The organism is Nocardioides sp. Z21_20, assembly GCF_059766585.1.
In genome coordinates this window covers 58,442-84,452 of the sequence record NZ_JCBAJX010000006.1, presented here as the reverse complement: position 1 = coordinate 84,452, position 26,011 = coordinate 58,442, and the positions used below count along the sequence as shown (strand labels likewise).

The 26,011-nt window shown below is 72.6% G+C and carries 23 protein-coding genes and 1 pseudogene; 15 read left to right on the top strand and 9 right to left on the bottom strand.

Translation table 11 applies throughout. The features are described from left to right. The first annotated feature begins 138 nt into the window (after positions 1 to 138). The 7 genes from AC6EH9_RS11615 (at position 139) to AC6EH9_RS11585 (ending at position 9,273) form a co-directional block, all read left to right on the top strand. On the top strand, positions 139 to 1,302 hold the full coding sequence (locus tag AC6EH9_RS11615; protein WP_498423276.1) for a hypothetical protein: 1,164 nt from the start codon (positions 139 to 141) through the stop codon (positions 1,300 to 1,302). Continuing rightward, a complete protein-coding gene (locus AC6EH9_RS11610) occupies positions 1,299 to 2,573 on the top strand; it encodes a glycosyltransferase family 4 protein (protein WP_498423274.1) in 1,275 nt (424 codons plus the stop codon). Before AC6EH9_RS11615 ends, AC6EH9_RS11610 begins: the two co-directional genes overlap by 4 nt. Positions 2,574 to 2,654: 81 nt before the next feature. Then, positions 2,655 to 3,851, top strand: coding sequence for an acyl-CoA dehydrogenase family protein (locus AC6EH9_RS11605; RefSeq protein ID WP_498423272.1), 1,197 nt, complete (start codon positions 2,655 to 2,657; stop codon positions 3,849 to 3,851). Positions 3,852 to 3,937: 86 nt separating this feature from the next. Next, complete coding sequence (locus AC6EH9_RS11600) at positions 3,938 to 6,901, top strand: RCC1 domain-containing protein (protein WP_498423521.1); 2,964 nt, start codon at positions 3,938 to 3,940, stop codon at positions 6,899 to 6,901. A gap of 129 nt (positions 6,902 to 7,030) precedes the next feature. Then, positions 7,031 to 8,344: a phospholipase D-like domain-containing protein gene (locus AC6EH9_RS11595; protein ID WP_498423270.1), complete on the top strand. Its 1,314-nt coding sequence runs from the start codon at positions 7,031 to 7,033 to the stop codon at positions 8,342 to 8,344. 100 nt (positions 8,345 to 8,444) lie between these two features. Beyond that, positions 8,445 to 8,630 carry a DUF5302 family protein gene (locus tag AC6EH9_RS11590; protein WP_498423267.1) on the top strand — a complete coding sequence of 62 codons (186 nt, stop codon included), beginning with the start codon at positions 8,445 to 8,447 and terminating at the stop codon, positions 8,628 to 8,630. 109 nt (positions 8,631 to 8,739) lie between these two features. Continuing rightward, complete coding sequence (locus tag AC6EH9_RS11585) at positions 8,740 to 9,273, top strand: MaoC family dehydratase (protein WP_498423265.1); 534 nt, start codon at positions 8,740 to 8,742, stop codon at positions 9,271 to 9,273. A 74-nt stretch (positions 9,274 to 9,347) separates the two neighbouring features. Here the strand turns inward: AC6EH9_RS11585 and AC6EH9_RS11580 are convergent, their stop codons facing one another. Further along, the gene (locus AC6EH9_RS11580; RefSeq protein WP_498423264.1) at positions 9,348 to 10,526 is read right to left on the bottom strand and encodes an MFS transporter; all 1,179 of its coding nucleotides are present in this window, start codon (positions 10,524 to 10,526) and stop codon (positions 9,348 to 9,350) included. On the opposite strand from AC6EH9_RS11580, the gene AC6EH9_RS11575 reads away from it, so the two are divergent. After that, on the top strand, positions 10,438 to 11,244 hold the full coding sequence (locus AC6EH9_RS11575) for a DUF6758 family protein (protein WP_498423262.1): 807 nt from the start codon (positions 10,438 to 10,440) through the stop codon (positions 11,242 to 11,244). The genes AC6EH9_RS11580 and AC6EH9_RS11575 overlap by 89 nt on opposite strands. Before the next feature lie 84 nt (positions 11,245 to 11,328). Here AC6EH9_RS11575 and AC6EH9_RS11570 read toward each other — a convergent pair. The 4 genes and pseudogenes from AC6EH9_RS11570 to AC6EH9_RS11555 form a co-directional block, all read right to left on the bottom strand. Further along, positions 11,329 to 12,057 (bottom strand): annotated as a pseudogene (locus tag AC6EH9_RS11570) (AfsR/SARP family transcriptional regulator); the annotation flags it as partial. A gap of 436 nt (positions 12,058 to 12,493) precedes the next feature. Further along, a complete protein-coding gene (locus AC6EH9_RS11565) occupies positions 12,494 to 13,969 on the bottom strand; it encodes a sugar transferase (protein ID WP_498423260.1) in 1,476 nt (491 codons plus the stop codon). A gap of 107 nt (positions 13,970 to 14,076) precedes the next feature. Continuing rightward, the gene (locus AC6EH9_RS11560) at positions 14,077 to 14,757 is read right to left on the bottom strand and encodes a LuxR C-terminal-related transcriptional regulator (RefSeq protein WP_498423258.1); all 681 of its coding nucleotides are present in this window, start codon (positions 14,755 to 14,757) and stop codon (positions 14,077 to 14,079) included. Further along, entirely contained in the window at positions 14,736 to 16,166 is a 1,431-nt protein-coding gene (locus AC6EH9_RS11555) for a sensor histidine kinase (RefSeq protein ID WP_498423256.1), read from the bottom strand. Before AC6EH9_RS11555 ends, AC6EH9_RS11560 begins: the two co-directional genes overlap by 22 nt. A gap of 209 nt (positions 16,167 to 16,375) precedes the next feature. Between AC6EH9_RS11555 and AC6EH9_RS11550 the strand changes: the two genes are divergently transcribed. Both AC6EH9_RS11550 and AC6EH9_RS11545 read left to right on the top strand, forming a co-directional pair. Next, positions 16,376 to 17,278, top strand: coding sequence for a PHP domain-containing protein (locus AC6EH9_RS11550; RefSeq protein ID WP_498423254.1), 903 nt, complete (start codon positions 16,376 to 16,378; stop codon positions 17,276 to 17,278). Further along, positions 17,275 to 17,895, top strand: a complete 621-nt coding sequence (locus AC6EH9_RS11545) for a MarC family protein (protein WP_498423252.1) — start codon at positions 17,275 to 17,277, stop codon at positions 17,893 to 17,895. Before AC6EH9_RS11550 ends, AC6EH9_RS11545 begins: the two co-directional genes overlap by 4 nt. Before the next feature lie 4 nt (positions 17,896 to 17,899). Here the strand turns inward: AC6EH9_RS11545 and AC6EH9_RS11540 are convergent, their stop codons facing one another. Then, the gene (locus tag AC6EH9_RS11540) at positions 17,900 to 18,715 is read right to left on the bottom strand and encodes an SDR family NAD(P)-dependent oxidoreductase (RefSeq protein ID WP_498423250.1); all 816 of its coding nucleotides are present in this window, start codon (positions 18,713 to 18,715) and stop codon (positions 17,900 to 17,902) included. A gap of 58 nt (positions 18,716 to 18,773) precedes the next feature. Here AC6EH9_RS11540 and AC6EH9_RS11535 point away from each other — a divergent pair, with 58 nt between their 5' ends. Together AC6EH9_RS11535 and AC6EH9_RS11530 are read left to right on the top strand one after the other, a co-directional pair. Further along, a complete protein-coding gene (locus AC6EH9_RS11535; RefSeq protein ID WP_498423248.1) occupies positions 18,774 to 19,613 on the top strand; it encodes a ParA family protein in 840 nt (279 codons plus the stop codon). A gap of 53 nt (positions 19,614 to 19,666) precedes the next feature. Beyond that, complete coding sequence (locus tag AC6EH9_RS11530) at positions 19,667 to 20,350, top strand: L,D-transpeptidase (RefSeq protein WP_498423247.1); 684 nt, start codon at positions 19,667 to 19,669, stop codon at positions 20,348 to 20,350. A 58-nt stretch (positions 20,351 to 20,408) separates the two neighbouring features. Here AC6EH9_RS11530 and AC6EH9_RS11525 read toward each other — a convergent pair whose 3' ends face one another. Then, entirely contained in the window at positions 20,409 to 21,944 is a 1,536-nt protein-coding gene (locus AC6EH9_RS11525) for a DEAD/DEAH box helicase (RefSeq protein WP_498423245.1), read from the bottom strand. Between the two features lie 364 nt (positions 21,945 to 22,308). Here AC6EH9_RS11525 and AC6EH9_RS11520 point away from each other — a divergent pair, with 364 nt between their 5' ends. After that, the gene (locus AC6EH9_RS11520; RefSeq protein WP_498423243.1) at positions 22,309 to 23,013 is read left to right on the top strand and encodes a ferritin-like fold-containing protein; all 705 of its coding nucleotides are present in this window, start codon (positions 22,309 to 22,311) and stop codon (positions 23,011 to 23,013) included. 79 nt (positions 23,014 to 23,092) lie between these two features. Here AC6EH9_RS11520 and AC6EH9_RS11515 read toward each other — a convergent pair whose 3' ends face one another. Both AC6EH9_RS11515 and AC6EH9_RS11510 read right to left on the bottom strand, forming a co-directional pair. Next, positions 23,093 to 23,314: a DUF3107 domain-containing protein gene (locus AC6EH9_RS11515; protein ID WP_498423242.1), complete on the bottom strand. Its 222-nt coding sequence runs from the start codon at positions 23,312 to 23,314 to the stop codon at positions 23,093 to 23,095. 55 nt (positions 23,315 to 23,369) lie between these two features. Next, a complete protein-coding gene (locus AC6EH9_RS11510; RefSeq protein ID WP_498423239.1) occupies positions 23,370 to 24,008 on the bottom strand; it encodes a TetR/AcrR family transcriptional regulator in 639 nt (212 codons plus the stop codon). Between the two features lie 184 nt (positions 24,009 to 24,192). On the opposite strand from AC6EH9_RS11510, the gene moeZ reads away from it, so the two are divergent. Beyond that, positions 24,193 to 25,419: an adenylyltransferase/sulfurtransferase MoeZ gene (gene moeZ / locus AC6EH9_RS11505; RefSeq protein WP_498423238.1), complete on the top strand. Its 1,227-nt coding sequence runs from the start codon at positions 24,193 to 24,195 to the stop codon at positions 25,417 to 25,419. Positions 25,420 to 25,653: 234 nt separating this feature from the next. Further along, entirely contained in the window at positions 25,654 to 25,968 is a 315-nt protein-coding gene (locus AC6EH9_RS11500) for an MGMT family protein (protein WP_498423235.1), read from the top strand. Positions 25,969 to 26,011 lie beyond the last annotated feature (43 nt).

Here is a 26,011-nt window from a genome sequence, read left to right as displayed (position 1 = left end):
CCCGGCGGCCGACGAGGACTGGGGCAGGGACCGGTGCGCAGGGTAGTGCCAAGATGGAGCGCATGATCTTCCAGCTGCGTTCGGGCCGGCTCGGTGAACCGAGGCGGGCAGTGGCCACGGGCTCGCAGGGCGGGCGTCGTGGCTGAGCGGATCGTCCTGCACATCGGGGCGCCGAAGTCGGGCACGACCTACCTGCAGACCATCCTGTGGCGCAACCGCGCCGCCCTGCGCAGCGCGGGGGTGTTGGTGCCCGGACAGTCGCTGGGTGACTACAACCGGGCTGCCAAGGCGCTGCGGTCCTACCGCCGCGGGAACGGGCCGGCGGTGGGCGCGTGGCGCAGGATCTGCGAGGAGAGCGCGCAGTGGCCGGGCACCGTGGTGCTGAGCAGCGAATGGTTCTGCCTGGTTCCCGAGGACCTCGTCGCGCGCGCCGTCGAGGAGCTTCCGGACGCCGAGCTGCACGTGGTCTTCACGGCGCGGGCCTTCCTCGGCCAGGTGCCGGCGGCCTGGCAGGAGACGCTCAAGCTCGGCACGGGCCAGTCCCTGGACAGCTTCGTCGACGACCTGGACAAGGACGGCGAGCGCTGGAGCTGGTGGGCGATCGACCCCGCGGAGGCCCTGGCGCGCTGGGCGGGCGCCGTACCCGCCGAGCGGCTGCACGTCGTCACGGTGCCACTACGCGGGGCGGACCCGGACCTGCTCTGGAAGCGCTTCGCCGGCCTGTGCGGGGTCGACCCGGCGCTCGCCGACACCGAGGTGGCACAGGCCAACGAGTCCCTCGGCGTCGAGGCGGCGGCGCTGCTGCAGCGCCTCGGACCGCAGGTCCACGAGCGCATCGACTTCTCCGGGCTGAGGTGGACCGAGCCGTACCGCTGGCTGCGCCGCTACCTGGGCCACGAGCTGCTGGTGCCGCTGTCCGGGGGACGGATCGCCCTGCGCGACGCCCAGCGTGAGGCCGTCCAGGCACGCAGCGAGCGCAGCGTCGCGACGCTGCGGGCGGCCGGCTACCCGGTGACCGGGGACCTCGACGAGCTGCTCGGGGGCAACCCCGCGGGCAGGCATCCCGACGAGGTGACCGCCGCGGAGATGCTGGAGCGGGCCCTGCCGGTGGCGGCCGACCTGCTCGCGCAGGTGCGCACGCAGACGCTGCGGGCCGAGGCCGCCGAGGAGCGGCTGCGTGAGCTCGAGCCGCCCCGCACCGAGGCAGCCGTGAGCGACGGCGCGGCGAGTGACGGCGCCGGCAGCGACGGCGCCGGGGATCGAGCGGCCGGGCTGCTGGCACGGGTGAGGAGACGCCGGTGAGGCCGCTGACACAGGCACGCGACATCGCCGGGCGCCGGCTGCGCTCGCTGAGGCACGCCGTACGGCCGGCGCGTCCGCGCACCGACCGGGTCTACTTCCTGATCGCCGACGCGGCCGGGCGCGGGGGAGTGGCGCGCACCGTGACGAACCTCGCCGACGCGCTCGCCGCGGACCACCAGGTCGAGATCATCAGCGTCAACCGCAACAAGCGCGAGCCCGTCTACCCCACCCAGCGCGAGGTGCCGGTGCGCTGGCTGGTCGACAAGCGCGGGCGCGCGCTGCGGCAGCTGCGCGAGAGCGACCCCACGGAGTTCGCACGGCGCCAGCGCCTGGCGGCCCAGCCCTCGCAGTACGGCGGAGGCGACGCGGCGATGACCCGCTACGCCGACGAGCGCCTCGAGGAGCTGATGGGCAGCCTGAAGCCGGGGGTGCTGATCACCACCCGGCCGAGCCTGCACCGGGCCGTCGTCCAGTTGGCGCCGCCGCACCTGCTCACCGTGGGCCAGGAGCACCTGAACTTCATCACCCGCAGCCAACGGCCCGGTCCGTTCCAGACCATCAAGCAGGCCGCCCCCGGTCTCGACGGTTTCGTCGTCCTCACCGAGGCGGACCGGCAGGACTGGGCCCGGGAGCTGGCGGGGACCGACGCCTACGTGGAGGCGATCCCGAACGGGCTCACCTGGGATCTCGGGCCGCAGGCGCCGCTGCAGGCGAAGGTGATCGTGGCGGCCGGGCGCTTCGAGGAGCGCAAGGGCTTCGTGCGGATGGTGCAGGCCTACGCCCCGCTCGCGCGCGAGCGCCCGGACTGGCAGCTGCACATCTACGGCGGCGGCGAGGAGGCGCCGGCGATCAGGCGGTGCATCGAGGAGCTCGGCGTCGGCGAGCAGGTCCGGCTGATGGGCTTCACCGACCGGCTCCAGGACGCCTTCCAGGGGGCCTCGGCGTACGCCATGACCTCCTACTTCGAGGGGCTGCCGATGGTGCTGCTCGAGGCGATGAGCCAGGGCCTGCCGCTGGTCAGCATGGACTGTCCGCGCGGGCCGGCCGAGCTCATCGAGGACGGCGTCACCGGCCGCCTCGTCGCGGACGGCGACCTGACCGGCTTCGCCGAGGCGCTGCGTTCGCTGATGGACGACGCCGACCTGCGCGCCCGGATGGGCGCGGCCGGGCTGGCCCGGGCCGCCGACTACCGCGTCAGTGCGGTGGCGCAACGCTGGACGCGCCTGTTCGAGACGCTCCTCGAGCGCCGCTCGGCCCCGCGCAGCTCCTGACGCGCGCGGTGAGCAGGGTCACGTTCTCCCCTGCCTACTCGACGGTAGGCTTCGCGCGTCACTGCTGAGAAGGGACCAGACATGAGCCGGTTGTGCCAGACCGAGGGCCTGAGCGACATCCAGGAGGAGATCCTCAAGACGATCCGTCAGTTCGTCAACGAGAAGATCCTGCCTGTCGCCACAGAGCTCGAGCACAAGGACGAGTACCCCACCGAGATCGTCGAGGGGCTCAAGGAGCTCGGTGTCTTCGGGCTGATGATCCCCGAGGAGTACGGCGGGCTCGGTGAGTCGCTGCTGACCTACGCGCTCGCGGTCGAGGAGATCGCCCGGGGCTGGATGAGCGTCTCCGGCGTCATCAACACCCACTTCATCGTCGCCTGGATGCTGATGCACCACGGCACCGAGGAGCAGAAGCAGCACTACCTGCCGCGGATGGCCACCGGCGAGGTCCGCGGTGCCTTCTCGATGTCCGAGCCCGGCTGCGGCTCCGACGTCTCCGCGATCAAGACCAAGGCCGTCAAGGGCGAAGACGGCGACTACACCATCGACGGCCAGAAGATGTGGTTGACCAACGGCGGCTCGGCCAACCTGGTCGCGGTGCTGGTCAAGACCGACGAGGGCGGATCCTCGGTCTACAAGAACATGACCACCTTCCTGGTGGAGAAGGAGTCCGGCTTCGGCGAGACGGCTCAGGGCGTCACCGTCCCGGGCAAGATCGAGAAGATGGGCTACAAGGGCGTCGACACCACCGAGCTCATCTTCGAGGGCCACAAGATCGCGGCCACGCAGATCCTGGGCGGCGAGCCGGGCAAGGGCTTCTACCAGATGATGGACGGCGTCGAGGTCGGCCGGGTCAACGTCGCCGCCCGGGGTTGCGGCGTGGCCAACCGCGCCTTCGAGCTCGGTGTCGCCTACGCCCAGCAGCGGGAGACCTTCGGCAAGAAGATCGCCGATCACCAGGCGGTGCTCTTCCGTCTCGCGGAGATGGCCACCAAGGTCGAGGCCGCCCACCAGATGATGGTCAAGGCGGCACGCACCAAGGACCTGGGCCAGCGCAACGACCTCGAGGCCGGCATGGCCAAGTACCTCGCGAGCGAGTACTGCTCGCAGGTGGTCGAGGACTCCTTCCGCATCCACGGCGGCTACGGCTTCTCCAAGGAGTACGAGATCGAGCGTCTCTACCGGGAGGCGCCGATGCTGCTGATCGGCGAGGGCACGGCCGACATCCAGCGGATGATCATCGGCCGGCGGGTGCTGGAGGACTACAAGCTCTCCTGAGCCCCAGCGGCGCTGTCGGACGGCTTCTTATCGTCACAACTGATTACTGACACCACATCAGTCCCACGGTTACCCTCGTGTCCGTGATGCTGAGAATCCGCGCGGGACACGCCGCAGCCCTGATGGCCGTGCTCGCCCTGGTGGTGCCGATGCTGGCCGTCGGGGGAGCCGCGGCCAGTCCCGCGTCGGCCGCGACGGCCAGGTCGGTCGCGCCGGCGGCCCGGGCGGTGGTGGCGTGCAGCGACGTCCTGGTGGTCGGTGTCGGCCGCGGCGCGCCGGGGTGGCGGGGCAGTGCCTCGCTCGCCCCGGCGCTCAACACCGTGACCGGCGCGTTCGCCTCGCTGGCCGAGCAGAACGGCTCGCGCGTCTCCGTGCGGCACCTCGGGGTGCGCTTCAAGCCGGCCACCGCGCTGGCTCCGGCCCGGGCCAAGAACGCCGCCCGTGCGGTCACCCGGGCGCGTGCTCGCGCCTGGGCCACCGGGGTCGACGCGGCGGTGGGCTCGGTCCTCAGCGAGCTGCGCAGCGCCGCGGCCACCTGTCCCCAGCAGTCGATCGCCCTGGTCGGGCAGGCGCAGGGCGCCAGCGTCGTGCACCGGGTGCTGGCGCGCGACGGCGACGTGGCTGCCCTCAAGGAGCTGCTGGTCGGCGCGGTGCTGGTCAGCGACGGCGACCGCCGCGCCTCGACCCGCGCCACGGTGATCGGCCGGCGCGCCGCGCTCGCCGCGGGACGCGGGGTGCTCAACCAGCGCACCAAGGCGGTGGCCGACGTCCCGACGCCGGCCCACGACCTGCGCGTGATCTCGGTCTGCTCGCGCCACGACCTGGTCTGCGACCTCGGCAAGGTCCCGGTCCGCAAGGCGCTCGCCGCGCACCGGTCCTACGACGCGGCGCCGAGCCGGGCGATCCTCCAGCGCGGCGCGGACCTGCTCTGGCAGCGGGCCGCGGCCTGGCCGCGCGTGAGCGCCGGGCAGAGCGTGATCACCCGGCCCGGCATCGCCTTCTCCCAGTCGGTCGCGGTCCGGGTGGGCTCGTCGTACGCCGCCAGCACGGTCTTCGACCAGGTGCAGGGGCTGCCGGACGGGGTGACGCTGAGCTCGGCCGGCGTGCTCTCCGGGGCGGTGGGCGCCGCCGGCAGCTGGGACGTGACGTTCCGGGTGCGCAACACCCGCCCCGGCACCGCGCCGGTCACCGGCACGGTGACGATCGTGTCCGCCGACACCGGGGCCACCTCCCAGGTCGACGCCGGGGGACAGACCTCGTGCCAGGTGAACAAGGAGGGCACCGCGTTCTGCGTGGGCAGCAACGCCGCCGGACAGATCGGGGACGGCACCAAGACCGACCGGCTCGAGCCGGTCCAGGTCGGAGCCACCGGGGAGTGGCGCTCGGTCAGCACCAGCGGGGCCACCACCTGCGGCATCAAGGTCACCGGGGCGCTGTTCTGCTGGGGGATGAACAACCGCGGCCAGCTCGGCAACGGCGGGGCCTTCCGGCTGACTCCCACCCAGGTCGGCACCAGCACCGACTGGACCCAGGTGGCGGCCGGCTGGATGCACACCTGCGCCCTCAGCGGCGCCGGTGCGCTGTGGTGCTGGGGTGAGAACTCCGACGGCCAGCTCGGCATCGGCAGCCGTGCGCAGCGCACCACGCCCACGCGGGTCGGCACGCTCCAGGACTGGACCGACGTCACGGTCGGCGGCTGGCACACCTGCGGCGTACGCCGGGACGGGTCCGCATCCTGCTGGGGGCGCAACGACCTCGGTCAGCTCGGCGTCGGCAGCACCGCGGCCCAGCTGAGCCCGGCGCGCGTGCGCTCCTCGGCCGTCTGGTCCTCGCTCGACGCGACCTGGTCGTCCACCTGCGGTCGGACCCAGGACTCGCAGATCCAGTGCTGGGGCCTCAACGACCAGGGGCAGCTCGGCGACGGGAGCCGCACCAACCGGACCGCGCCGGTGGCGCTGTCGGTGGGGCGTCGCTGGTCGACGGTCTCCCTCGGCGACGCCCACGCCTGCGCGGTGGACCTCGACGGCGCCGCCTGGTGCTGGGGCGGCAACCGCTACGGCCAGCTCGGCGACGGCACCGAGCGCACCACGCTCCGGCCGGTGGAGGTGGCCGGGAACCGACGGTGGATGGGCATCGACACCGGATGGATGCACACCTGCGCGCTGGCTCTCGACGACACCCTCCAGTGCTGGGGCAACAACGAGCGGGGCCAGCTCGCGCGCGGCGGGGCCGCTCGCGCCGATCGCGCCACGCCGCCGGGGGTGCGCGCCGCGCCTGCGCCGAGTCCCCGGGTGCGCGCCGTGCCCGAGTTCACGATGGTGTCCTTCAACGTGCTGGGCAGCCAGCACACCGAGCCGGGCGGAGGCGCTCGGAACTACGCGCCCGGCCGGATCCGCTCGGAGTGGTCCACGAACCTCCTGCAGGGCCTGAACGCCGGAGTCGTCGCGCTCCAGGAGCTCCAGGTCGACCAGTACCGCGACCTGAAGCGCTCGGTGGGGGAGACCTTCGACTTCTACCCCGCCAACACCAACCGCCCCCGCGTCGTGTGGCAGAGCGTGATGTGGAACAAGTCCCAGTGGCGACTGGTCGAGGCGGTCGACGTGACGATCCCGATGAACGGCACCACCCGGCCCAACCCGATGGTCCGGCTGAGGAACATCGCCACCGGACGCGACGTCTGGGTGCTCAACGTGCACAACTCCGCGCGCAACACCCCGCAGCGCCAGCGCGAGCGCAACCAGGCGCTACGCATCGAGATCGCCAAGATCAAGGAGCAGCGGCGCAACCAGGTCCCGGTGGTCTTCGCCGGTGACATGAACGAGCGCAAGACGGTCTTCTGCAAGGTGACCGGGCAGACGGATCTGCGGGCGGTCACGGGGGGCTCGCGCACGGCCAAGGTCTGCACGCCTCCGCGTCAGATGCGCCTGGACTGGATCTTCGCCTCGCCCGAGCTCACCCGGCGCAGCGCGGGGTTCCTCACCGATCCGCTGGTGCGCAGGATCACCGACCACGCCGTGCTCCAGGCGCGGCTCACCGCACCCAACGGCTGAGGCCGGCCGGGCGTCGTACGGCGCCCGGCTCGGCCCCGCGGCCGGTCTCCCAAAGAATCCGAACCAGCGCGTGGCCTGGGTTAGAGTCATCTTTTGGTCGACGCCCCCCAGCAACGTAGGAGTTCCACCGTGCGCTCTGCACACCTGACTCGAGGCGCCGTTCGCGTCACGCTGCTCGCGGTCCTCGCCGCGCTGCTGCCGCTCACTTTCAGCGGGGCCGCAGCCCAGCCGCAGACGAGCACCGCCAGCACCACGAAGGCGGCGAGCCCCGCGAAGGCCGCCGCCGCCGCCAAGGCTGGGCGCTGGGCCCCGCCCACCGGCGTGCTGCTCAACGACCCGACCAACGCCAGCCGGCGGGTGATCCTGGCTCGGGTGATCAAGGCGATCAACCTGACGCCGCGCGGGGAGTCCATCCGCATCCTCACCTGGAACCTCGACGACCGTCCGGTCGTCAACGCCCTGATCAAGGCTCGTCGTCGTGGGGTCACGGTCCAGGTCGTGGTCTCCGGCGTCGTCGACAACCCGAACTGGACCCGGTTGAAGACGGCGCTCGACCGCAACCGGACCGACACCAGCTTCGCCAAGAAGTGCCGCGGGGCCTGCCGCAGCAGCGGGCCGATCAGCCACTCGAAGGTCTACCTCTTCAGCCGGGTCAACAACGCGCGCTACACGTCCATGTACGGCTCGTCCAACCTCGCGACGCCGGCCGGCAACCGCCAGTGGAACGACCTGGTGACGGTGCGCAAGCAGGCCCTCTACAACTACTTCGTCAAGACGTTCAACGAGCACTCCCGCGACCGTGCGGTGGCGAACCCCTACGACGTGCGCTCGTTCGGCAACACCCGGGTCACGCTGTTCCCGGCGGGCGAGCGGAACCCGGTGCTCGAGGAGCTGCGCCGGGTGCAGTGCACCGGCGCCACCGGCAACACCGGCAACGGGGGCCGCACCCGGATCCGGATCGCGATCGCCGGCTGGTTCGACGCCTACGGCGGTGCGATCGCCAACCGGGTGCGCACGCTGTGGGATCGCGGCTGCGACGTCAAGATCGTGACCACCCTCGCCGGTGGCGGCGTGAACCGGACGCTGAAGGCGAACACGGGCCGCGGCCCGGTCCCGATCCGCAACATCAGCGTGGACAACAACGGCGACGGCGTGCCGGAGCGCTACCTGCACCTCAAGGCGCTGGCGATCAGCGGCGTCTACGACGGTGACACCTCGGCGTCGGTGTTCTTCACCGGCTCGCCGAACTGGAGCAAGCGGGCCCAGAAGTCGGACGAGGTCTGGGTCCGGATGCTCAACCGGCCCGGGATGGTCGCCCAGTACACCCGGCTGGTCAACAACCTCTACGCCTCGCCGTCCGCCTCGGCGCGGATGACGGATCCCGGCCTGACCGCCAAGCGCGGGGAGACCGACGGCGCCCCGGGCGTCTTCGAGATCAACTGATCGCTCGATCCACGCACTGGGCGGCACCGGGTCTTTATCCGGTGCCGCCCAGTGCGCATCGGTGCCATGCTGGGGATCCGCCCGAGCAGAGGAGCACCCGGTGCCGAACAGCGATGGTCCCCGCGAGGACCTGAAGGCCAAGATGCGCGCGGCGCTCGCCCGCAAGCAGAGCAACGACCGCGGCGTGGACCACGCGGCCGGCCCCCCGGAGAAGGCCCACGGCTCGGAGGTCGTGGGGGGTGCGCCCAAGATGCACCGCCGCAAGGCGGGTGGCGGAGGCTCCTGAGCCGAGCGTGACGTAGCGCACGGGCGTTGCGCCTCCCCCTGGGCCGGATCTTTCGGCACGATGGGCCCAGCCCGGGAGGCGGGCTGGAGTCGACCAGGAGGAGCACGTCGTGCAGTTCGGCCGCAGCTACGAGGAGTTCGAGGTCGGAGCGACCTACAAGCACTGGCCCGGCAAGACGGTCACCGAGTTCGACGACCACATGTTCTGCCTCCTGACCATGAACCACCACCCGCTGCACCTCGACGCGAACTACGCCGAGGAGACCACGCAGTTCGCCAAGAACGTCGTGGTGGGCAACTACGTGTACTCGATCCTGCTCGGCATGAGCGTCCCGGACATCTCCGGCAAGGCGATCGCCAACCTCGAGATCGAGTCGCTGCGCCACGTCGCCCCGACGTTCCACGGCGACACCCTCTACGGCGAGACGACCGTGCTGGACAAGTGGGAGTCGAAGTCCAAGGACGACCGCGGCGTCGTACACGTGGAGACCATCGGCTACAACCAGGACGGCAAGATCGTCTGCATCTTCCGCCGCAAGGTGATGGTCCCCAAGGACAGCTACCTCACCGCCCGCGGCGGCGAGCAGCCCGGCCGTCCGGTCCCGCAGCCGGACAAGAACTGGTCCGGCCCGCGGGGGGAGTGATCACCCGAGGATTCACGAGGTAACTCGTGGTTCCCGCACTTCCCACGCGTTCCGACGTGTGGGAAGTGCGGGTTTCACGAGGTAACTCGTGAAAGCGCGGCCGGCGCGAACGCCCGCGCCAGCGGCACGATGCCCAGCACCAGCACCATCGGTACGGCGAAGCCGACGCGCAGCGAGCCGGAGCCGACCAGGCCGATCAGCACCGAGCCGAGCAGGGCGCCGGCGTAGTTGAACTGGTTGAAGCGGGCGATGACCGCGTCGACGCGGGCCTGGCGCTGCACGGGCGCAAGCGCGGCGTCGTCGGCGATCGCGGCCGCGGCCGAGAACGACAGCGGCGCGATCACCGCGACACCGAGTCCCAGCAGCGTGAAGCCGACCACGGCGACCTGCCAGGTGGGGGCCAGGACCACCAGCGCCAGGGAGCCGGCCGCCCCCAGCGCGCCGGCCCGCAGCACCCGCACCGGCCCGTGCCGGGCGACGAGGCCGTCCCCGGCCGTCCGCATCAGCCCGGTGGCCACCAGGTAGGGCAGGGTCGCCATCGCCACCCAGCGCTGCGGCGCACCGAAGGTCTCCTCCAGATGGGTCGGGCCCCAGGTCGCGGCCGCGGTGTCGACCATGTAGAAGAGCACCAGCGCGACGCCCACCAGCAGGACGGGACGCCAGGGGAGGGCCACCGCCGGTCCCGAGGGATCGCCGACGCGCGGGAGCAGGGGCCCCAGGGACACCAGCAGGGGCACCACCGCCAGCACCGCGACCACCCTCAGCCCGGCGTCCCCGGACGCCAGGGTGCCGGCCGCGCCGACCACGCCGCCCCAGGTCCAGGCGCCGTGGAAGGACGGCAGCAGCGGGCGAGCGGCCAGACGCTCGATCGCGACCGCCTGCATGTTGCCGCACGCGTCGACCATCCCCAGCGCCACGCCGTACGCCGCGAGCCCGGCGACGAAGACCCCGAAGGCCGGCGCGAGCGCCAGCACCGGGACGGCCACCGCCATCAGCAGCAGGCCGGCCCGCAGCACCCAGGCGCTCGGGCGCCGCGACGAGAGGCGCTCGCTTGCCACGGAGCCGGCGCCGGCGAGCAGCACCATCATCAGCAGGAGCAGGGACAGGTCGGTCTCATCGACCGACCAGGTGTCCTTCACCTCGGGAAGCCGGGTGGTGAGGCTGATGAACACCAGCCCCTGGGTGAAGAAGGCGGCTGCAGCGGCCAGTCGGGCTCTGCCCAGGCGGGTGGTGGGATCCGGCTCGTCGCGCACGCTGGCATCGTGTCAGCACCCGGGTCTCGGCGGGGGACTTTCCGCCCTTGACGCATCCCCGGCCCCCGCGCACGGTGGGGCCATGCCGCTCACAGCCGCGTGTCCTAGATGTGTCTCGCCGGTGATCGAGCGCGACGACGTGTGGTCGTGTCCCGAGCACGGGAGGGTCGCGCCGCTGTGGCGCCCGCGCGAGGTCTCCTACGATGCGTTCACCGCACACCTGCGTCTGGCGGACGGCTTCCCGACCTATCTGTCGTGGCCGCTGCTCTCGGGGTGGTCCATCGCCGACTTCGGGGTGGTCTGGCAGTCGCCTGGCCAGCCCCTGGCCACCATGGCCTGCTGCTCGGGAACCAGCGCGGCGGACGGCCCGGTGGACGTCTGCGTGGTGGCCGAGGAGGTCGGGGTGGGGCTGGGCGCCCGCCTGGCCGGACGGCCCGGCGACGACCCGGGACCCGAGTTCGGCCAGGGGGCACCGGTCACCCGGGTCCGGATCGGCTCACAGGCCGTCCCCCTGTGGTGGGTGGCCACGGTCGCCGGGGCGGGGGAGGTCGACCGCGCCGTCCTCGCCGGGGAGGCGGGGGGACGGTGGCTGTGGATCCTGGTGCGCCCCGCGCCCGCGACCCTGCTCCTGCCCGAGGACTGGCTCCTGCGGGACGTGTCCGGTCTCGGAGCCGCGCTCGTCGATCTTCCCTTCGGGGGGCACCGTCCGAGCCTCTGAGGAGCGTGCCGCGGCGGGCCCGGGCGCGGCGGGCGGGGGCGTGGAGGGTGGCGTACCCCAGCCCACGCCTCGCAGCAGCGTCAGGTGCAGGTCGAGGGTCTGCGGCGACGGGTCGATGCCGAGCTCCTCGGCGAGGCTGGCCCGGTAGGTCTCGAAGACGCGCAGCGCGCTGCCGATCTCACCGAGCTCGGCGTGCGCGCGCATCAGGGCCCGCTGGGCGCGCTCGGCCGAGGGATCGAGGCTGATCGCGGCACGGGCGTGGTCGAGCGCGTGGCGATAGCGGCCCAACTCGAGGGCGGCCTCGGCCGCATCGGCCAGCAGGCTGTGCCGCTTCTCGCTGATCACCGCGCGCACCGCCACTGCCCAGCCGCTGTCGTCGTTGGAGGCCCGGAACTCTCCCGCGTACAGGTGCTCGGCCGCCTCGGTCAGCTCGAGGGCCGTGCGGAAGTCCCCGTCTCGGCAGGCCGCATGCACCTGGGCGGCGCAGATCTCGAAGGAGGCCACGTCCACCCAGGCGTGGTTGAGCACCACGCCCACCTCACGGCGGACCACGCACTGCGGGCCCAGCACCCGGCGCAGATGGCTGATCGCGGTCCGCAGGCTGGCGCGGGCGCGGTCCTCGGTGACGTCCGGCCAGAGCTTGTCGATGATGCCCGCCACCCGGACCGGGTGGCCGTTCTGGAGCGCGAGCAGTCGCAGCAGGTCGCGGTTCTTGCCGGTGCGCCACTCGTGGTCGGCGATCGACGAGCCGTCCCGGCGCAGCACGATGAAGTCGCCGAGCAGGAAGATGCGGATCCACGGCTCCCGATGCATCGACTGCCCCCCGGCTCTGTTCGGCTGGCCCGACGTTTGCAAACCCAACACAAGCGTCGCCGGCTAGAACGCTGTTCACAACGGTAACGCCGTACTCAAGGAATGTCGCCGATCGATCGGCGAGCCCTCGGCCAAGGAGGGGGCCACGCCCCTCGCCCGAGCCGGAAATGCCAGCCGGCTCACCAGCCGCTATCGGCCGCCACGACCTCCCGCCGGGGGACGGGACGGGGGGTCTACGGGGCGGGGTGACCAGACCGCGATCGGTCCGCCGCAACGGACTCGAACAGGCCGGGCTCCGCGCCTTCGAGCGGCACGGCTGGTGAGCCGGGGCAGTGCGCCGAGCCGAGGCCCGACGAGTCCACGATCTGCCAACGGGGGCTATCGGGGCATCCCCAATTCAGGGGTTCTCGGCGGCCTCGCCCCCGAGGGGAGAGCGTCAGTAGGCGCCGCGGTGGGTCAGCACCGCTCCGAGCGTGCGGCACACGATCCGGGCGTCCATCACCAGCGACCAGTTCTCGACGTACTTCAGGTCCAGGCGCACCGACTCGTCCCACGGCAGGTCCGAGCGACCCGAGACCTGCCACAGACCGGTCAGGCCCGGCTTCACCGCCAGTCGCCGGCAGGTGTCGGCGTCATAGCGGGCCACCTCCGCCGGCAGCGGGGGACGCGGGCCGACCAGCGACATCTCACCGCGCACCACGTTGACCAGCTGGGGCAGCTCGTCGAGGGAGTAGGTGCGCAGGAACCGGCCCACCCGGGTGACGCGGGGATCGGCGCGCATCTTGAACAGCACGCCGGCGCCCTCGTCCCGCTCGCGCAGCCTGGTGAGGTGGACCTCGGCGTCGGTGGTCATGGTGCGCAGCTTGAGCATGGTGAACGGGCGGCCGTCGCGGCCGATGCGCACCTGGCGGAAGAAGGCGGGGCCGCGCGAGTCGTACCTGACCGCGATCACGAGGGCGAGCAGCAGCGGTGCCGTGAGCACCAGACCGGTGGCCGCGGCGAGCCGGTCGGAGCACCCCTTGGTCACCCGGCGCACCCCCTGCAGCTCGGCGTGGCGCACGTGCACGAACGGGATGCCGCCGGCGGGGGCGAGCGTGGTGCGGGAGGCGTCGACGTCGAGCAGGCCGGGGCCGATGAACAGCTGCCGCCCCTCGCCCTCGAGCTGCCAGCCGATCCGACGCAGGGTGACCGCGTCGAGCTCCGGGCTGGGCAGGGCGATCACGGCATCGGCGTCGTGGTCGGCGACCACGTCACCCAGGGCGTCGACGCCCACCGTGCAGGGCAGGTCCGCGAGAAGCGCGGACGCGGGGCCCGAGGGCATGGACGGGACCGAGACCGCCACCACCTCGAAGCAGTGGTCGGCGGTACGGCGCAGCGCGGCGAGCACGTGGGCGACGTCGCGCTCGTGGCCGGCCAGGACCACCCGGGTGGGCCGACCGCCGAGAAGCGGCAGCCGGGTGCCCAGCCGGCCCACGACCAGGAGCCGCATCAGCACGGTCAGCGTGGTCGTGGCCACCGCCAGGGAGAGGACGTCGATCGGCGGCGTGGACAGCTGGGACAGCGAGAGCCCGGCCCAGCCCAGCAGGGCCAGGCCCACCCCGGCTCGGCCGATCCGCCGGACGTCCTCGATGTCGAAGCGGGTCCCGCGGGACTCGTGGGCGCGGGTGACCACCAGCAGCAGCGTCCACAGGACGGGCAGCACCACCACCGAGAGGGCGTCGAGGGCGACCAGCGACGTGCTCGCGTCGGGCAGCAGGTCGACCGTCGGCGTCCCACCCTGGACGACGGTGAGCGCCAGGACCGCGGCCAGCGCGTCGCAGGCATGGCCCAGCCAGGGGCTCGTGCGAGGGCCGATCCGACGCCCGGCCGGCTCGCGCTGCTCCGCGTGCTCGAGCCTGGCCACTGCGGTCATCGGCTGTTCCCTCCCCGGTGCGTGCTGCGCTGGAAAGCGCTGTCACGAACCTAGGAAGGGTGCTCGCGCGATGCATGCCGCAATCTGGGCATCTCAGCCGCCGGCGCTCAGGCCGGCACCTGCCAGCCCGCCCGGTGGGCGATGCCGACGGCGGCCAGCTGCGAGGAGACCCCGAGCTTGGCCAGGATCGACTTCACCTGCGTGCGCACGGTGGCCTCGGAGACGACCGAGCGCACGGCGATGTCGCGCACGTTCAGGCCGTCCATCAGCAGACCGAGGATCTCCGACTCCCGCCGCGTCAGCGAGTCGAGCCGCTCGCGGATCTCCTTCACCTCGTGACGCTCGCTGTGGTAGAGCCGCAGCAGGTCCTCGCGGTCCTCGTGCGAGAGCACCGAGCGCCCGTCGTTGATCAGCCGGACCGTGGCGAGGATCCGGTTGAGGGGCGAGGTCTTGCTGAGCACGATGCGGGCGCCGTTGCGCAGGCACTCGCCCCAGCGGATCTTGTCGTGGCTGGCGGTGACCACGACCACCGCGGCGCCGGTGCGCACGATGGGCTCGATCAGCGGGATGGCGCTGCCGGCCGGCCCCAGGTCGAGGTCGAGCAGCACGATCCGGGGCTGGGCGCGCACGATCGCGGGCAGCAGGGTGCTGGCGTGCGTGACCGACTCCGGCGGCGAGATGCGGCGGACGTCGTAGCCCTCGATGGTCATCGCCACGTCCAGCGACTCGGCGAAGAGCTGGTGGTCCTCGACCAGCACCACCCGGGTCAGACCGCGTGGGCGTGCCATGCCGCGTCCTCCTCGGCCAGGTCCAGGGTGATCACGAAGGCCGCGCCTCGGGGGCGTCCGCTGCGGTCGAGCTGCAGCGTGCCCCCGAGCTCGCCGACGAGCCGGCTGGCGATGTGCAGACCGATCCCGCGTCCGCGCGAGCCCGGCCGCTGCGTGCCCCACTCGAAGAGGATGCCGCTGAGTTCCTCGGGCACACCGGGTCCCTCGTCGGCGACCGTGATCCGGGCGTGCGGGCCCGCGCTCGTCACCTCCAGGGTGACCGCGGAGCCCTCGCTGTGCCGGGCCGCGTTGTCCAGCAGGATGTGGACCGCCTCGGCCACGTGATCGGCGCGTCCGAGGGCCCGTACGCCGGACGCCTCGCACCGCACCTGGTGCCCGCGCGCACGTACCGAGGTGACCACGGGCAGCAGCACGTCGTCGAGGTCGAGCGCCGTGAGGGGCTCGTCGGCGCCCCCGGCGAGCAGCCGCTCGAGGCGGGCCAGCTCGTCGGCCTGCATCCGCTCCAGGCGTGCTCGAGCGGGAGCCGGCACGGCGTGCTCGGCGCCGTGCAGGAGGCGCGAGGCGGCGGCCAGCCCGGCGACGGTGGAGCGCAGCTCGTGCAGGGTCTCCTCGTAGTGGCGCACCTCCGCGGCCAGGGTGGAGGCCCAGTCGGTCGCCGGCGGGTCGCTGGGCGAGGTGTCCCGTACGGCGCCCAGGATGCTCAGCGCGGGCACGGTGCGGCACAGCGTCAGCGCCACCCAGGCCACCAGCGCGGCGCCCCCGATGTGGGCCACGGCGATCGGCAGCCCCAGCGCCGGGGCGTCACCCAGGCTCGGTGCCGCCGCATCGGTCAGCACGATGACGAGCACGCCGGTGCTGAGCTGGGCGCCCGCCCACCGGGGCAGCTGTGAGAGGCCCGCGAGGGTGACGGCGATGGCGAGGCCGGCGCAGGCCGTGGCCAGGTGCAGGGCCGTGGCGGCGGCCGTGGACGGGTCGGTGCCGAGCTCCAGGGTGAGCAGCGTGGCCTGCAGCGTCACCGCTCCCAGGCCCAGCAGCATGCCCAGCGCCACCGGGTCCAGCGACGACGGGAGCGCGACGCCGCGCACCGCCATCACCACCAGGCCGAGCGTGGTCACCACGGTGACCAGCTCGGCGATCCCCGGGAGCGCCAGCGACGTCGTGGTTCGGGCCCCGGCGACGTCGAGCAGCGAGAAGGGGATGCCGTACGTGGCGACCGCGAAGGCCGCCGCGGCGAGCCATCCGCTGACGTCCCTGCCGCACAGGCGCCAGTGGACGTAGAACGTGACGCCACCAGCACCGAGCACGATCTGCGCGATCGCTCGGCTGATGACCTGGACGGACGCGAACGGCGCCCCTTCGTGCAGCAGGACCATGGTGGCGACCAGAGGCGGCGCCAACACGATGGTCACGAACAGGATCGTGAAAAGGCCGGTGGTCCGGCGCGAGTGCGCAAGTGTGGTGGCGGACCTGCGGGCCGCGTGTACAACGTGCATATCTGTCCCTCCGTCTCACCACAAGTAGGGATGGCGGGGCTCAAACGAACGTCAACAACGCGCAAAACCGCAGCCTTCGACGCTCACCAGCGGTCTAGAACTCCCGGCCCACTACGCTGAGCGCCGTGCGCATCGACCTCCACACCCACTCGCAGGTCAGTGACGGGACGGAGGCTCCCGCGGACGTGGTCCGAGCCGCCGCCGCCGCCGGGCTCGACGTCCTGGCCCTGACCGACCACGACACCGCCGCTGGCTGGGCGGCCGCGGCCGACGCGGCGCAGGAGGTCGGCATCACCCTGGTCCCGGGGATGGAGATCAGCACCCAGCTCGAGACGACGACCGCCGCGGGCCCGCATCGCCGTGGCGTGCACCTGCTGGCCTACCTGCCCGACCCGACCTACCCGCCCCTGGGGGCAGCCCTCGGCCGGGTCCTGGACGGGCGCAACGAGCGGGTCCCCGCGGTCCTGGCCAGGCTCGCCGACCTCGGCATCGAGGTGCCGTACGCCCACGTGGCCAGGCTCGCCGGCCCCACGGCCGCGATGGGCCGTCCGCACATCGCCGACGCCCTCGTCGACCTCGGCCTGGTCCCGGACCGCACCGAGGCCTTCCGCAGGTTCCTCAACCCCGGCCGACCGGCGTACGTCGACCGCTACGCCGCCGCGCTCGACGACATGGTGCGCCTGGTGGTGGAGGCCGGCGGGGTCGCCGTGATCGCGCACCCCTGGGGGCGCCACCGTGCCGACGGCCTGGGCGAGGAGGAGCTGGCCCGGCTGCAGGGCCTCGGGCTGTCCGGCATCGAGGTCGACCACCAGGACCACGACCCGGTCGACCGGGAGCGGCTGCGCGCCATCGCCGGCAACCTCGGGCTGCTGGTGACCGGCTCCAGCGACTACCACGGCACCGGCAAGATCGACCACGACCTGGGCTGCAACACCACCCACCCCGACGAGTACGCCCGCCTCCTGGAGCTGGCCCGCGCGGCCGCGACCCGCGCCGGCCGCAGCGGCGGCTGGGTGGTGGGCCCGTGAGCGAGTGGGTCAACCTGGTCCTGCTCACCGAGGTCTTCGTGACGCTGTTCGTGATCATGGACCCGGTCGGGACGGTGCCGGTCTTCCTGTCGCTCACCTCGGGCCGCGCCGTGGACACGGCCCGGCGCGCGGCCTGGCAGGCGGTCGCGGTCTCGTTCTCGGTGATCGTGGCGTTCGCCCTCTTCGGCCAGCAGATCCTGAGCTACCTGCACATCTCCCTGGCGGCCCTGCAATGCGCCGGCGGGCTGCTGCTGCTCATGGTGGCGCTCGAGCTGCTCACCGGCGACCAGGACAAGGAGCCCACCGCCACCTCGGGCACCAACGTCGCGCTCGTCCCGCTCGGCACCCCGATGATGGCCGGACCGGGGGCGATCGTGGCCACCATGCTGTTCGTCGAGCAGATCGACGGCGGGGCCGACCTGCTGGGAGTCAGCGCCGGCGTCGTCGGCGTGCACCTGTGCCTGTGGGCGGCGATGCGGTTCTCGCTGCCGATCCTGCGCCTGATCAAGGACAGCGGGGTCCTGCTGGTGAGCAGGATCGCGGGCCTGCTGCTGTCGGCGATCGCGGTCCAGCTGGTCGCCGACGCGGTGCGCGCGTTCGTGGTGGGCGAGGGCTGAGCGGCTACTCCCGGGCGCTGCCCGAGCGACCGAGGCTCTGCGCGCGCTGGAGCAGCGGTCCGGGCACGGCGCGGGCGGCCGCCGCGATCACCTTGTAGCGCTTGCTGGGCACCGACATCGCGACCCCGCGGTCCAGGTCGGCGAGGGCCTCGCGGACCAGGTCGTCGGCGTCGAGCCAGAGCATCGACGGGGCCGAGGCCCGCGAGACGTCCATCCGCTGGTGGAACTCGGTCTTCACGAAGCCGGGGCACAGCGCCATCACCCGCACCCCCTGCGTGCGGTACTCGTGGGCGGCCCAGGCGCTGAAGCTGTTCACCCACGCCTTGGCGGCGCTGTAGGTGCCGCGCGGCAGGAAGGCCGCCACGCTCGAGACGTTGACGATGGCCCCCTGGCCCCGCTCGGCCATCGGCCCCAGGGCGGCGTGGCTCAGTCGCAGCACCGCGGTGACCAGCACGTCCAGCATGCGCTGCTCGTCGGTGATGCTGTTGTCGGCGAAGCGCCCCTTGAGCCCGAAGCCGGCGTTGTTCACCAGCAGGTCCACCGGTCGCGCCGGGTCGCACAGCCGGTCCTCGACGCGGGCCAGCTGGTCGCGCTCGGCGAGGTCGGCGGGGAGCACCTCCACCTCGACGCCGTACGACGTGCGCAACGCGGCGGCCACCTCCTCCAGACGCTGCCGGTCGCGTGCCACCAGCACCAGGTGGTGGCCCCGGGCGGCGAGCTGGTGGGCGAACGCGTGGCCGATGCCCGCGGTGGGACCGGTGATCAGGGCGGTGCCGACGGGGATCGGGGCCGGCGTGGAGCGGCGCGCGGAGAAAGACATGCGAGGAGCCAACCGGGTCTGCTGCCTGCGGGCAAGCGAGTCGGGCATGATGGGCGCGATGACCACGACATTGGCGGTCGCCAACCAGAAGGGTGGCGTCGCGAAGACCACCACCGTCGCCTCGCTCGGTGCCGCCCTGGCCGAGCTGGGCCACTCCGTGCTGCTCGTGGATCTCGACCCGCAGGCCTGCCTGACCTTCTCGCTCGGCATCGACCCCGAGGACCTCGAGCTGTCGGTGTACCAGGTGCTCACCCAGGGGCTCGATCCCACCGAGGTGATCGTGACGACCGAGGAGGGCGTCGACCTGCTCCCGGCCACCATCGAGCTGGCCCGGGCGGAGGCGGACCTGCTCACCCGGACCGGACGCGAGCACGTGCTCGCCGGCGTGCTCGAAGCGCTGGAGGAGGCGGACGCCGGCTACGACTGGGTGCTGCTGGACTGCCCGCCCTCCCTGGGGGTGCTGACGGTGGCCGCGTTGACGGCCGCTCGAGGCGTGCTCGTCCCGCTGCAGTGCGAGACCCTGTCGCACCGCGGCGTCGGGCAGCTGCTGGACACCGTCCACGACGTACGGCGCTTCACCAACCGCGCCCTGGAGGTCTGGGGCGTCCTGCCCACGCTCTACGACGGGCGCACCAACCACGCCCGTACGGTGCTGGAGACCATCTCCGAGACCTACGACCTCGAGGTGATCGGGCCGCCGATCCCCAAGACGATCAAGTTCGCCGAGGCCCCGGCCGCCGGGCGCTCGATCCTGGCCACCAGCCGCGCCAGCAAGGGTGCCCTGGCCTACCGCGAGGTCGCGGTCGGGCTGGTCGCCCGCGCAAAGCGCCCGGCGGCGGGCCCGGCGAAGCGGGGTGGGTCGCCAAGCGCTGCGCCGCGGGCCGGGACGAGGGGCTGAGGTTGGCCCGACACCGGCGCGCGAGGACCAGGCCACGCTACGGGCGCCTGACGTTGGTCGCCTGCGCTTTGGGGATCACCGGCGTCGCGGTCCTGGGCGGTGTCGGCGTGCTGCCCTCGCCCACCGACGACTACTCCACGAGCTCGCAGGCCGCCGACGTCTCCGCCGGCGTCGCGGGCGCCGACGACCAGGCCCCCCGGGAGCCCGTGCGGGCGGCGGGCAGCGACGCCGACGACAGCGACGCCGCGGGAGGGCGCACCGCCGACCTGCGGGAGGTGGTGGCGGGAGCCCTGGAGGGCGCGTTCTCCGGCACCGCGCTGCTGCGCCACGACGTCACGCTGCCGGAGCGCTCGGGCCAGGGGCGGCGCGTGGTCTTCAGCGAGTCGCGCCAGCGGGTCTGGCTGGTGGGGGCGGACGGCCGGGTGCAGCGCACCTACCTGGTCTCGGGCAGCGTCTACGACAATCTCGACCCCGGCACCTTCGAGGTCTACTCGCGCTCGGAGCACGCGTGGGGGATCGACGACTCGGGCACGATGCGCTACTTCGTCCGGTTCACCGAGGGCGACAACGCCGCGATCGGGTTCCACGACATCCCGGTGCACGAGGGGGCCCGCGTGCAGACGCTGCGCCAGCTCGGCACCCCGCAGTCGCACGGCTGCATCCGTCAGCGTCCCCGCGACGCGATCGCGCTGTGGAGGTTCGCCCCGGTCGGCACCACCGTGGTGGTCACCCCCTGAGACGAGCCGACCCGCCGCCCGTGGTGGGCGGCGGGTCGGCGCGTGGAGCTGGGCGGGGTCAGTCGGTGCCCGAAGTGGTGCTCTCGCCGCTCGTGGCGGTCTCGCCGTCGCCGCGCGTGCCACCGGTACGACGCCGGCGGCGGTTGCGGCTCGGGCGCAGGTCGTCGGCACCCGACCCGTCGCTCGGGGCGTCCTGACGGCTCGGCGGCGCGCTCGAGGCGCCGGTCTCCGGGGAGCCACTGCCGGCGGAGCCCGAGGCGGCGCCGCCGCTGCGCGTGCGGCTACGGCCGCGGCTGCGCGGGGGACGCTCGCCACCCTCGCGCGCGGCCTCGCCACCCTCGCGGGCGGACTCGCGCGCGGTCTCGCCGCGGCCGCCGCCATCGCCGCGGCCACCGCGCTCGGGGCGGCCGCCGCGCTCGGGGCGGCCGCCCCGCTCGGGACGCTCGGAGCGCTCGCGCGGGGGCTGAGGCGCGGGGTCGACGATGCGGCCCTTGGTACCGGGGGCGATGCCCATGTCGTGGAAGAGGTGCTCGGAGGTGGAGTACGTCTCCTGCGGCTCGTCGAAGGGCAGGTCGAGCGCCTTGTTGATCATCTTCCAGCGGTGCACGTCGCCCCAGTCGACGAAGGTGACCGCGATTCCCGTCGCGCCGGCGCGGCCGGTGCGGCCGATCCGGTGCACGTAGGTCTTGTCGTCCTCGGGGCAGGTGTAGTTGATGACGTGGGAGACGCCGGCGACGTCGATGCCGCGAGCGGCGACGTCGGTGGCGACGAGCACCCGGATCTTGTCCTCGCGGAACTTGGCCAGCGCCTTCTCGCGGGCGACCTGGGCCATGTCGCCGTGCAGCGGGCTGGCCGAGAAGCCGCGCTCGGCCAGGTCGTCGGCGACGCGCTGGGCCTGGCGCTTGGTGCGGGTGAACACGATGACCTTGCCGGCGCCCTCGGCCTGCAGGATCCGGCCGATGATCTCGGGCTTGTCCAGGTCGTGGGCCTGGTAGATGAACTGGGCGGTCGCCGGCACCAGCGTGGTGTCGTAGGACGACTCGGCGCGGATGTTCATCGGGTGGCGCATGTGGGTGCGTGCCAGCGAGACGATGGCCGCGGGCATGGTGGCCGAGAACAGCATCGTCTGCCGGGTCTCGGGGGTCAGCTTGAGCAGCTTCTCGACGTCGGGCAGGAAGCCCAGGTCCAGCATCTCGTCGGCCTCGTCGAGGACCAGCGCGTGCACGTGGGAGAGGTCGAGGGCCTTGCGGTTGGCCAGGTCGATCAGCCGGCCGGGGGTGCCGACCACGATGTCGACGCCCGACTCCAGCGCGTCGAGCTGGGTGTCGTAGCCGACGCCGCCGTAGACGGTCAGCACCCGCAGGCCGCGGTCCTTGCTGGCCAGGTGTAGGTCGTTGGAGACCTGGAGCGCGAGCTCGCGCGTCGGGGCCACGATCAGGGCCTGCGGCTTGCCCTGCGGCAGGTCGGCGTAGTCGGGGTCCTTCGGCGCGACGCTGCGCTGGAGCACCGGGATGCCGAAGGCGAGGGTCTTGCCGGTGCCCGTGCGGGCCTGGCCGATCAGGTCGGTGCCCATCAGGGCGACCGAGAGGGTCATCTCCTGGATGGCGAACGGCGTGATGATGCCGGCGCGCTCGAGCGCGTCGCAAATCTCGGGCAGGACCCCGAGCTCTCGGAACGTAGTCAGTGTCTTTTCGCTTTCGTGAGTGGCTTCTGAGCGGCTGACTCATCGAAAGGGATCGAAGTCGTCTCGACAGGGTCTGCCGCGCACATGCTCGGCGGTGTCGGTCCCGAGGACCTGTCGGTGACAATCCTGTCGGTGACAGTGCGGACCGTCTCGCCGGTCGCGGGCCATCCCGGGTGACCGTGCACGGCTGACCCTGCACGGACGAGGTCGGCGACGCTGTCGTCGACCCGGTGGGCGGCACTCGATGAATCCACTGTATCGGTAGGGTGCGGGCATGTCTGAATCCCCGCTCGGGTCGGGCGCGCCGTCGGCCGCCCAGGACCCCCAGTACCGCGCTGCCGTGGTCGACCTGCTGGGCGTGATCGCCTACGGCGAGATCTCGGCGTTCGAGCGGCTGGCCGAGGACGCCAAGCTGGCGCCCTCGCTGGAGGAGAAGTACACGCTGGCCGCGATGGCGGCCACCGAGGTCGGCCACGTCGGGCCGTTGCGCGAGCGTCTGGTCGCGCTCGGTGCCGACCCGTTCGAGGCGATGGCGCCGTTCCGGGTGCCGGTCGACTCCTTCCACGAGCACACCGCCCCGGCCGACTGGTACGAGGGCCTGGTCAAGGCGTACGTCGGCGACGGGCTCGCCGCGGACTTCTACCGCGAGATCGCGCAGTTCGTCGACGCCCAGACCCGCGACCTGATCATCGCCTCGCTCAGCGACACCGGTCACGCCGGCTTCGTGGTGGACCGGGTGCGCGCCGGCATCGCCGAGGACCATCGGCTCGGGGGGAGGCTGGCGCTGTGGGGCCGCCGACTGATGGGGGAGGCGCTCTCCCAGGCGCAGCGCGTCGTCGCGGAGCGCGACGCGCTGGGGGCGCTGCTGGCCGGTGGGGTCGACCGGCCCGGCCTCGACCTGGCCGAGGTGGGGCGGATGTTCACCCGGATGACCGAGCGCCACGACCAGCGGATGGGCGAGCTGGGGCTCGACTCCTGAGCCGCCACTACCCACGACGAAGCCGACCCGGCAGAAGCGAGCTTCTGCCGGGTCGGCTCTGTTCGTCGGGGCGCTGCGCTCAGCTGCGGAAGCCGACCTGCTTCGCGCTGGGGTTGCCGAGCTCGACGTAGGCGATCCGGGAGCCGGGCACGATCACCCGCCGGCCGCGGCTGTCGGTCAGCGCGAGGACGGTCTCGCTGCTGACCGCCTCGGCGACCAGCTTCTCCACCGCCTCGGCGCTCTCGTCGCTCTCGACGAGCAGCTCACGCGGCGCGTTCTGGATGCCGATCTTGACCTCCACGGTCTCCTCCTGAAGTTCTCGGTGCTGCTGGATGACGAGGTTACGGGGTGGGTGTTCAGGCGTCCTCGGCGCGCGGGTAACCGCGGATGCCGCGCCAGGCCAGGGCGGCCACCAGCGCGGCCGCGTCGTCCTGGGTGATCCCGGATGCCTCGGTGAGCCAGAACCGCGCGCTCACCTGCGCCATTCCCACCAGGGACACCGCGAGCAGACGCGACTGCGTCGGGCTCAGGCTGGTGTCGTCGTGGATGACGTCGGCGATCATCGCGGCGGTCTCGGTGGTGACCCGCTCGACGTGCTCGCGGACGGTGGGCTCGTTGGTCAGGTCCGACTCGAAGACCAGCCGGAACGCGCCGCTCTCGGCGGCGACGTAGTCGTAGAAGACCTTGATCGCGGCCTGCACACGCTGCTTGTTGTCGTCGGTGGACAGCAGCGCGAGGCGGCAGTTCTCGATGATCGCGTCGCACGAGCTGTCGAGCAGCGCCAGGTAGAGCTCCATCTTGCCCGGGAAGTGCTGGTAGAGCACCGGCTTGGAGACCCCGGCGCGTTCGGCGATGTCGTCCATCGCCGCCGCGTGGTAGCCCTGGGCGACGAAGACCTCGAGGGCGGACTCGAGCAGCTGCGCGCGACGCTCACGGCGCGGCATCCGGGCCCCGCGCGGGCGGGGGCGGTCCGCGTCGAAGTGATCAGCGCTCAACTCGGTGCTCCTCGGGCCTCGCGGCGGGCGGCGTACCCGCGTCGTGCGGGAAGCCTACCGGTCCGTAACCTCCGTCCGGATGACGGGATGCCGCGCGGCGCGCCCCTGCGGGCGGGGGAACATCGGGGGGTTCGCCGGCGTTGTGCCGAGAACCATCGATCGTCCGCCCTGAGGAGTTACCGCCGTGTCCTTTCCCGCGCTCGTGGAGCCGGCCGCCGAGCTGACCGTCGACGAGGTACGCCGCTACAGCCGCCACCTGATCATCCCCGACGTCGGGATGACCGGGCAGAAGCGGCTCAAGAACGCCAAGGTGCTGGTGATCGGCGCCGGCGGGCTGGGCAGCCCCGCGCTGCTCTACCTGGCTGCCGCCGGGGTGGGCACGATCGGGATCGCCGAGTTCGACGAGGTCGACGAGTCGAACCTGCAGCGCCAGATCATCCACGGCCAGTCCGACATCGGGCGTCCCAAGGCGGAGTCCGCGCGCGACGCCATCAAGGAGGCCAACCCCTACGTCGACGTCGTCGTGCACGGGGAGCGCCTCGACAACGACAACGTGCTGCAGGTCTTCGAGGGCTACGACCTCATCGTCGACGGCACCGACAACTTCGCGACCCGCTACATGGTCAACGACGCGGCGTACTTCCTGCGGATCCCCTACGTGTGGGGCTCGATCTACCGCTTCGACGGTCAGGCGTCGGTCTTCTGGCCGCACGCGGTGAAGGAGGACGGCCAGAGCGCCGAGGCGCCCTGCTACCGCTGCCTCTACCCCGAGCCGCCGCCGCCGGGGATGGTGCCCTCCTGCGCCGAGGGCGGCGTGCTGGGCGTGCTGTGCGCCTCGATCGGCTCGATCCAGGTCAACGAGGCGATCAAGCTGCTGACCGGCATCGGCGACCCGCTCGTCGGCCGGCTGATGATCTACGACGCGCTCGAGATGGAGTACCGCAAGCTGCGGGTGCGCAAGGACCCCAGCTGCGCGCTGTGCGGGGAGAACCCGACGGTCACCGAGCTGATCGACTACGAGACGTTCTGTGGCGCGGTCTCCGACGAGGCGGCCGACGCCGCCGCCGGCTCGACGATCTCGGTCACCCAGCTGGAGGGCATGCTCAAGGAGCGCGAGAACGGCGAGCGCGACTTCGTCCTCATCGACGTCCGTGAGCCCAACGAGTACGAGATCAACCAGATCCCCGGGGCGGTGCTGGTCCCCAAGGGCGAGTTCCTCAACGGCAACGCGCTCGCGACGCTTCCCCCGGTCGACTCCGGGAAGCAGGTCGTCCTGCACTGCAAGAGCGGGGTGCGCTCGGCCGAGGCGCTCGCGGTCGTGAAGGGCGCGGGCTACTCCGACGCCGTCCACGTCGGCGGCGGCGTGGTGGCCTGGGTCAACCAGATCGACCCCAGCCAGCCCTCGTACTGACCTCCGCGGTCCAGCCGCCGCAGCGCAAGGCCCACCCGGGCTCTCGTAACCCGGGTGGGCCTTCGTCGTTGAGGGGTGAGTCACATGGCGTCGGCTGCACAGGTGCCGGCCCCGCGCGGGCGGTCCACGGGGCCGAGGCAAGGTCTCGGTCGTCGCTCCCGGTCACGGGGTGGGAGCGACGCCCCGGGCCGTCCGCGCAGCGCGCCCGCCCCCCTCGCCGCTAGCGTGGTGGCCATGAGCAGGATCGACCCCGAGCTGTACGCCGAGCGCGTGCTCACCTGCGTGGAGCGGGTTCCGCGCGGCCGGGTCACCACGTACGGCGCGATCGCGGAGGTCCTCGGCGCCGAGCTGGGCGGCGGGGGACCGCGCACGGTCGGCGCGGTGCTGGCGTCGTACGGCGGACCGGTGCCGTGGTGGCGGGTGGTCCGTGCGGACGGCTCGCTGCCGGCCTGCCACGAGGGCCGGGCCCGCGAGCACTACCTCGAGGAGGGCACCGCGCTGCGCCCCTCGGGCCGGATCGACCTGCGCACCGCCTTCTGGCAGCCGTAGCAAACGCCGAGTCGGCGCAGGCTCGGGAGCCTGCGCCGACTCG

Excerpts from the sequence above, each read along its gene's own strand:
- AC6EH9_RS11540 (WP_498423250.1), bottom strand. The coding sequence starts at position 18,715 with ATGTCTTTCTCCGCGCGCCGCTCCACGCCGGCCCCGATCCCCGTCGGC.
- AC6EH9_RS11565 (WP_498423260.1), bottom strand. The coding sequence starts at position 13,969 with ATGACCGCAGTGGCCAGGCTCGAGCACGCGGAGCAGCGCGAGCCGGCC.
- AC6EH9_RS11575 (WP_498423262.1), top strand. The coding sequence starts at position 10,438 with ATGAACACCAGCCCCTGGGTGAAGAAGGCGGCTGCAGCGGCCAGTCGG.
- AC6EH9_RS11525 (WP_498423245.1), bottom strand. The coding sequence starts at position 21,944 with ATGACCCTCTCGGTCGCCCTGATGGGCACCGACCTGATCGGCCAGGCC.
- AC6EH9_RS11560 (WP_498423258.1), bottom strand. The coding sequence starts at position 14,757 with ATGGCACGCCCACGCGGTCTGACCCGGGTGGTGCTGGTCGAGGACCAC.
- AC6EH9_RS11500 (WP_498423235.1), top strand. The coding sequence starts at position 25,654 with ATGAGCAGGATCGACCCCGAGCTGTACGCCGAGCGCGTGCTCACCTGC.
- AC6EH9_RS11535 (WP_498423248.1), top strand. The coding sequence starts at position 18,774 with ATGACCACGACATTGGCGGTCGCCAACCAGAAGGGTGGCGTCGCGAAG.
- AC6EH9_RS11520 (WP_498423243.1), top strand. The coding sequence starts at position 22,309 with ATGTCTGAATCCCCGCTCGGGTCGGGCGCGCCGTCGGCCGCCCAGGAC.
- AC6EH9_RS11600 (WP_498423521.1), top strand. The coding sequence starts at position 3,938 with ATGCTGAGAATCCGCGCGGGACACGCCGCAGCCCTGATGGCCGTGCTC.
- AC6EH9_RS11605 (WP_498423272.1), top strand. The coding sequence starts at position 2,655 with ATGAGCCGGTTGTGCCAGACCGAGGGCCTGAGCGACATCCAGGAGGAG.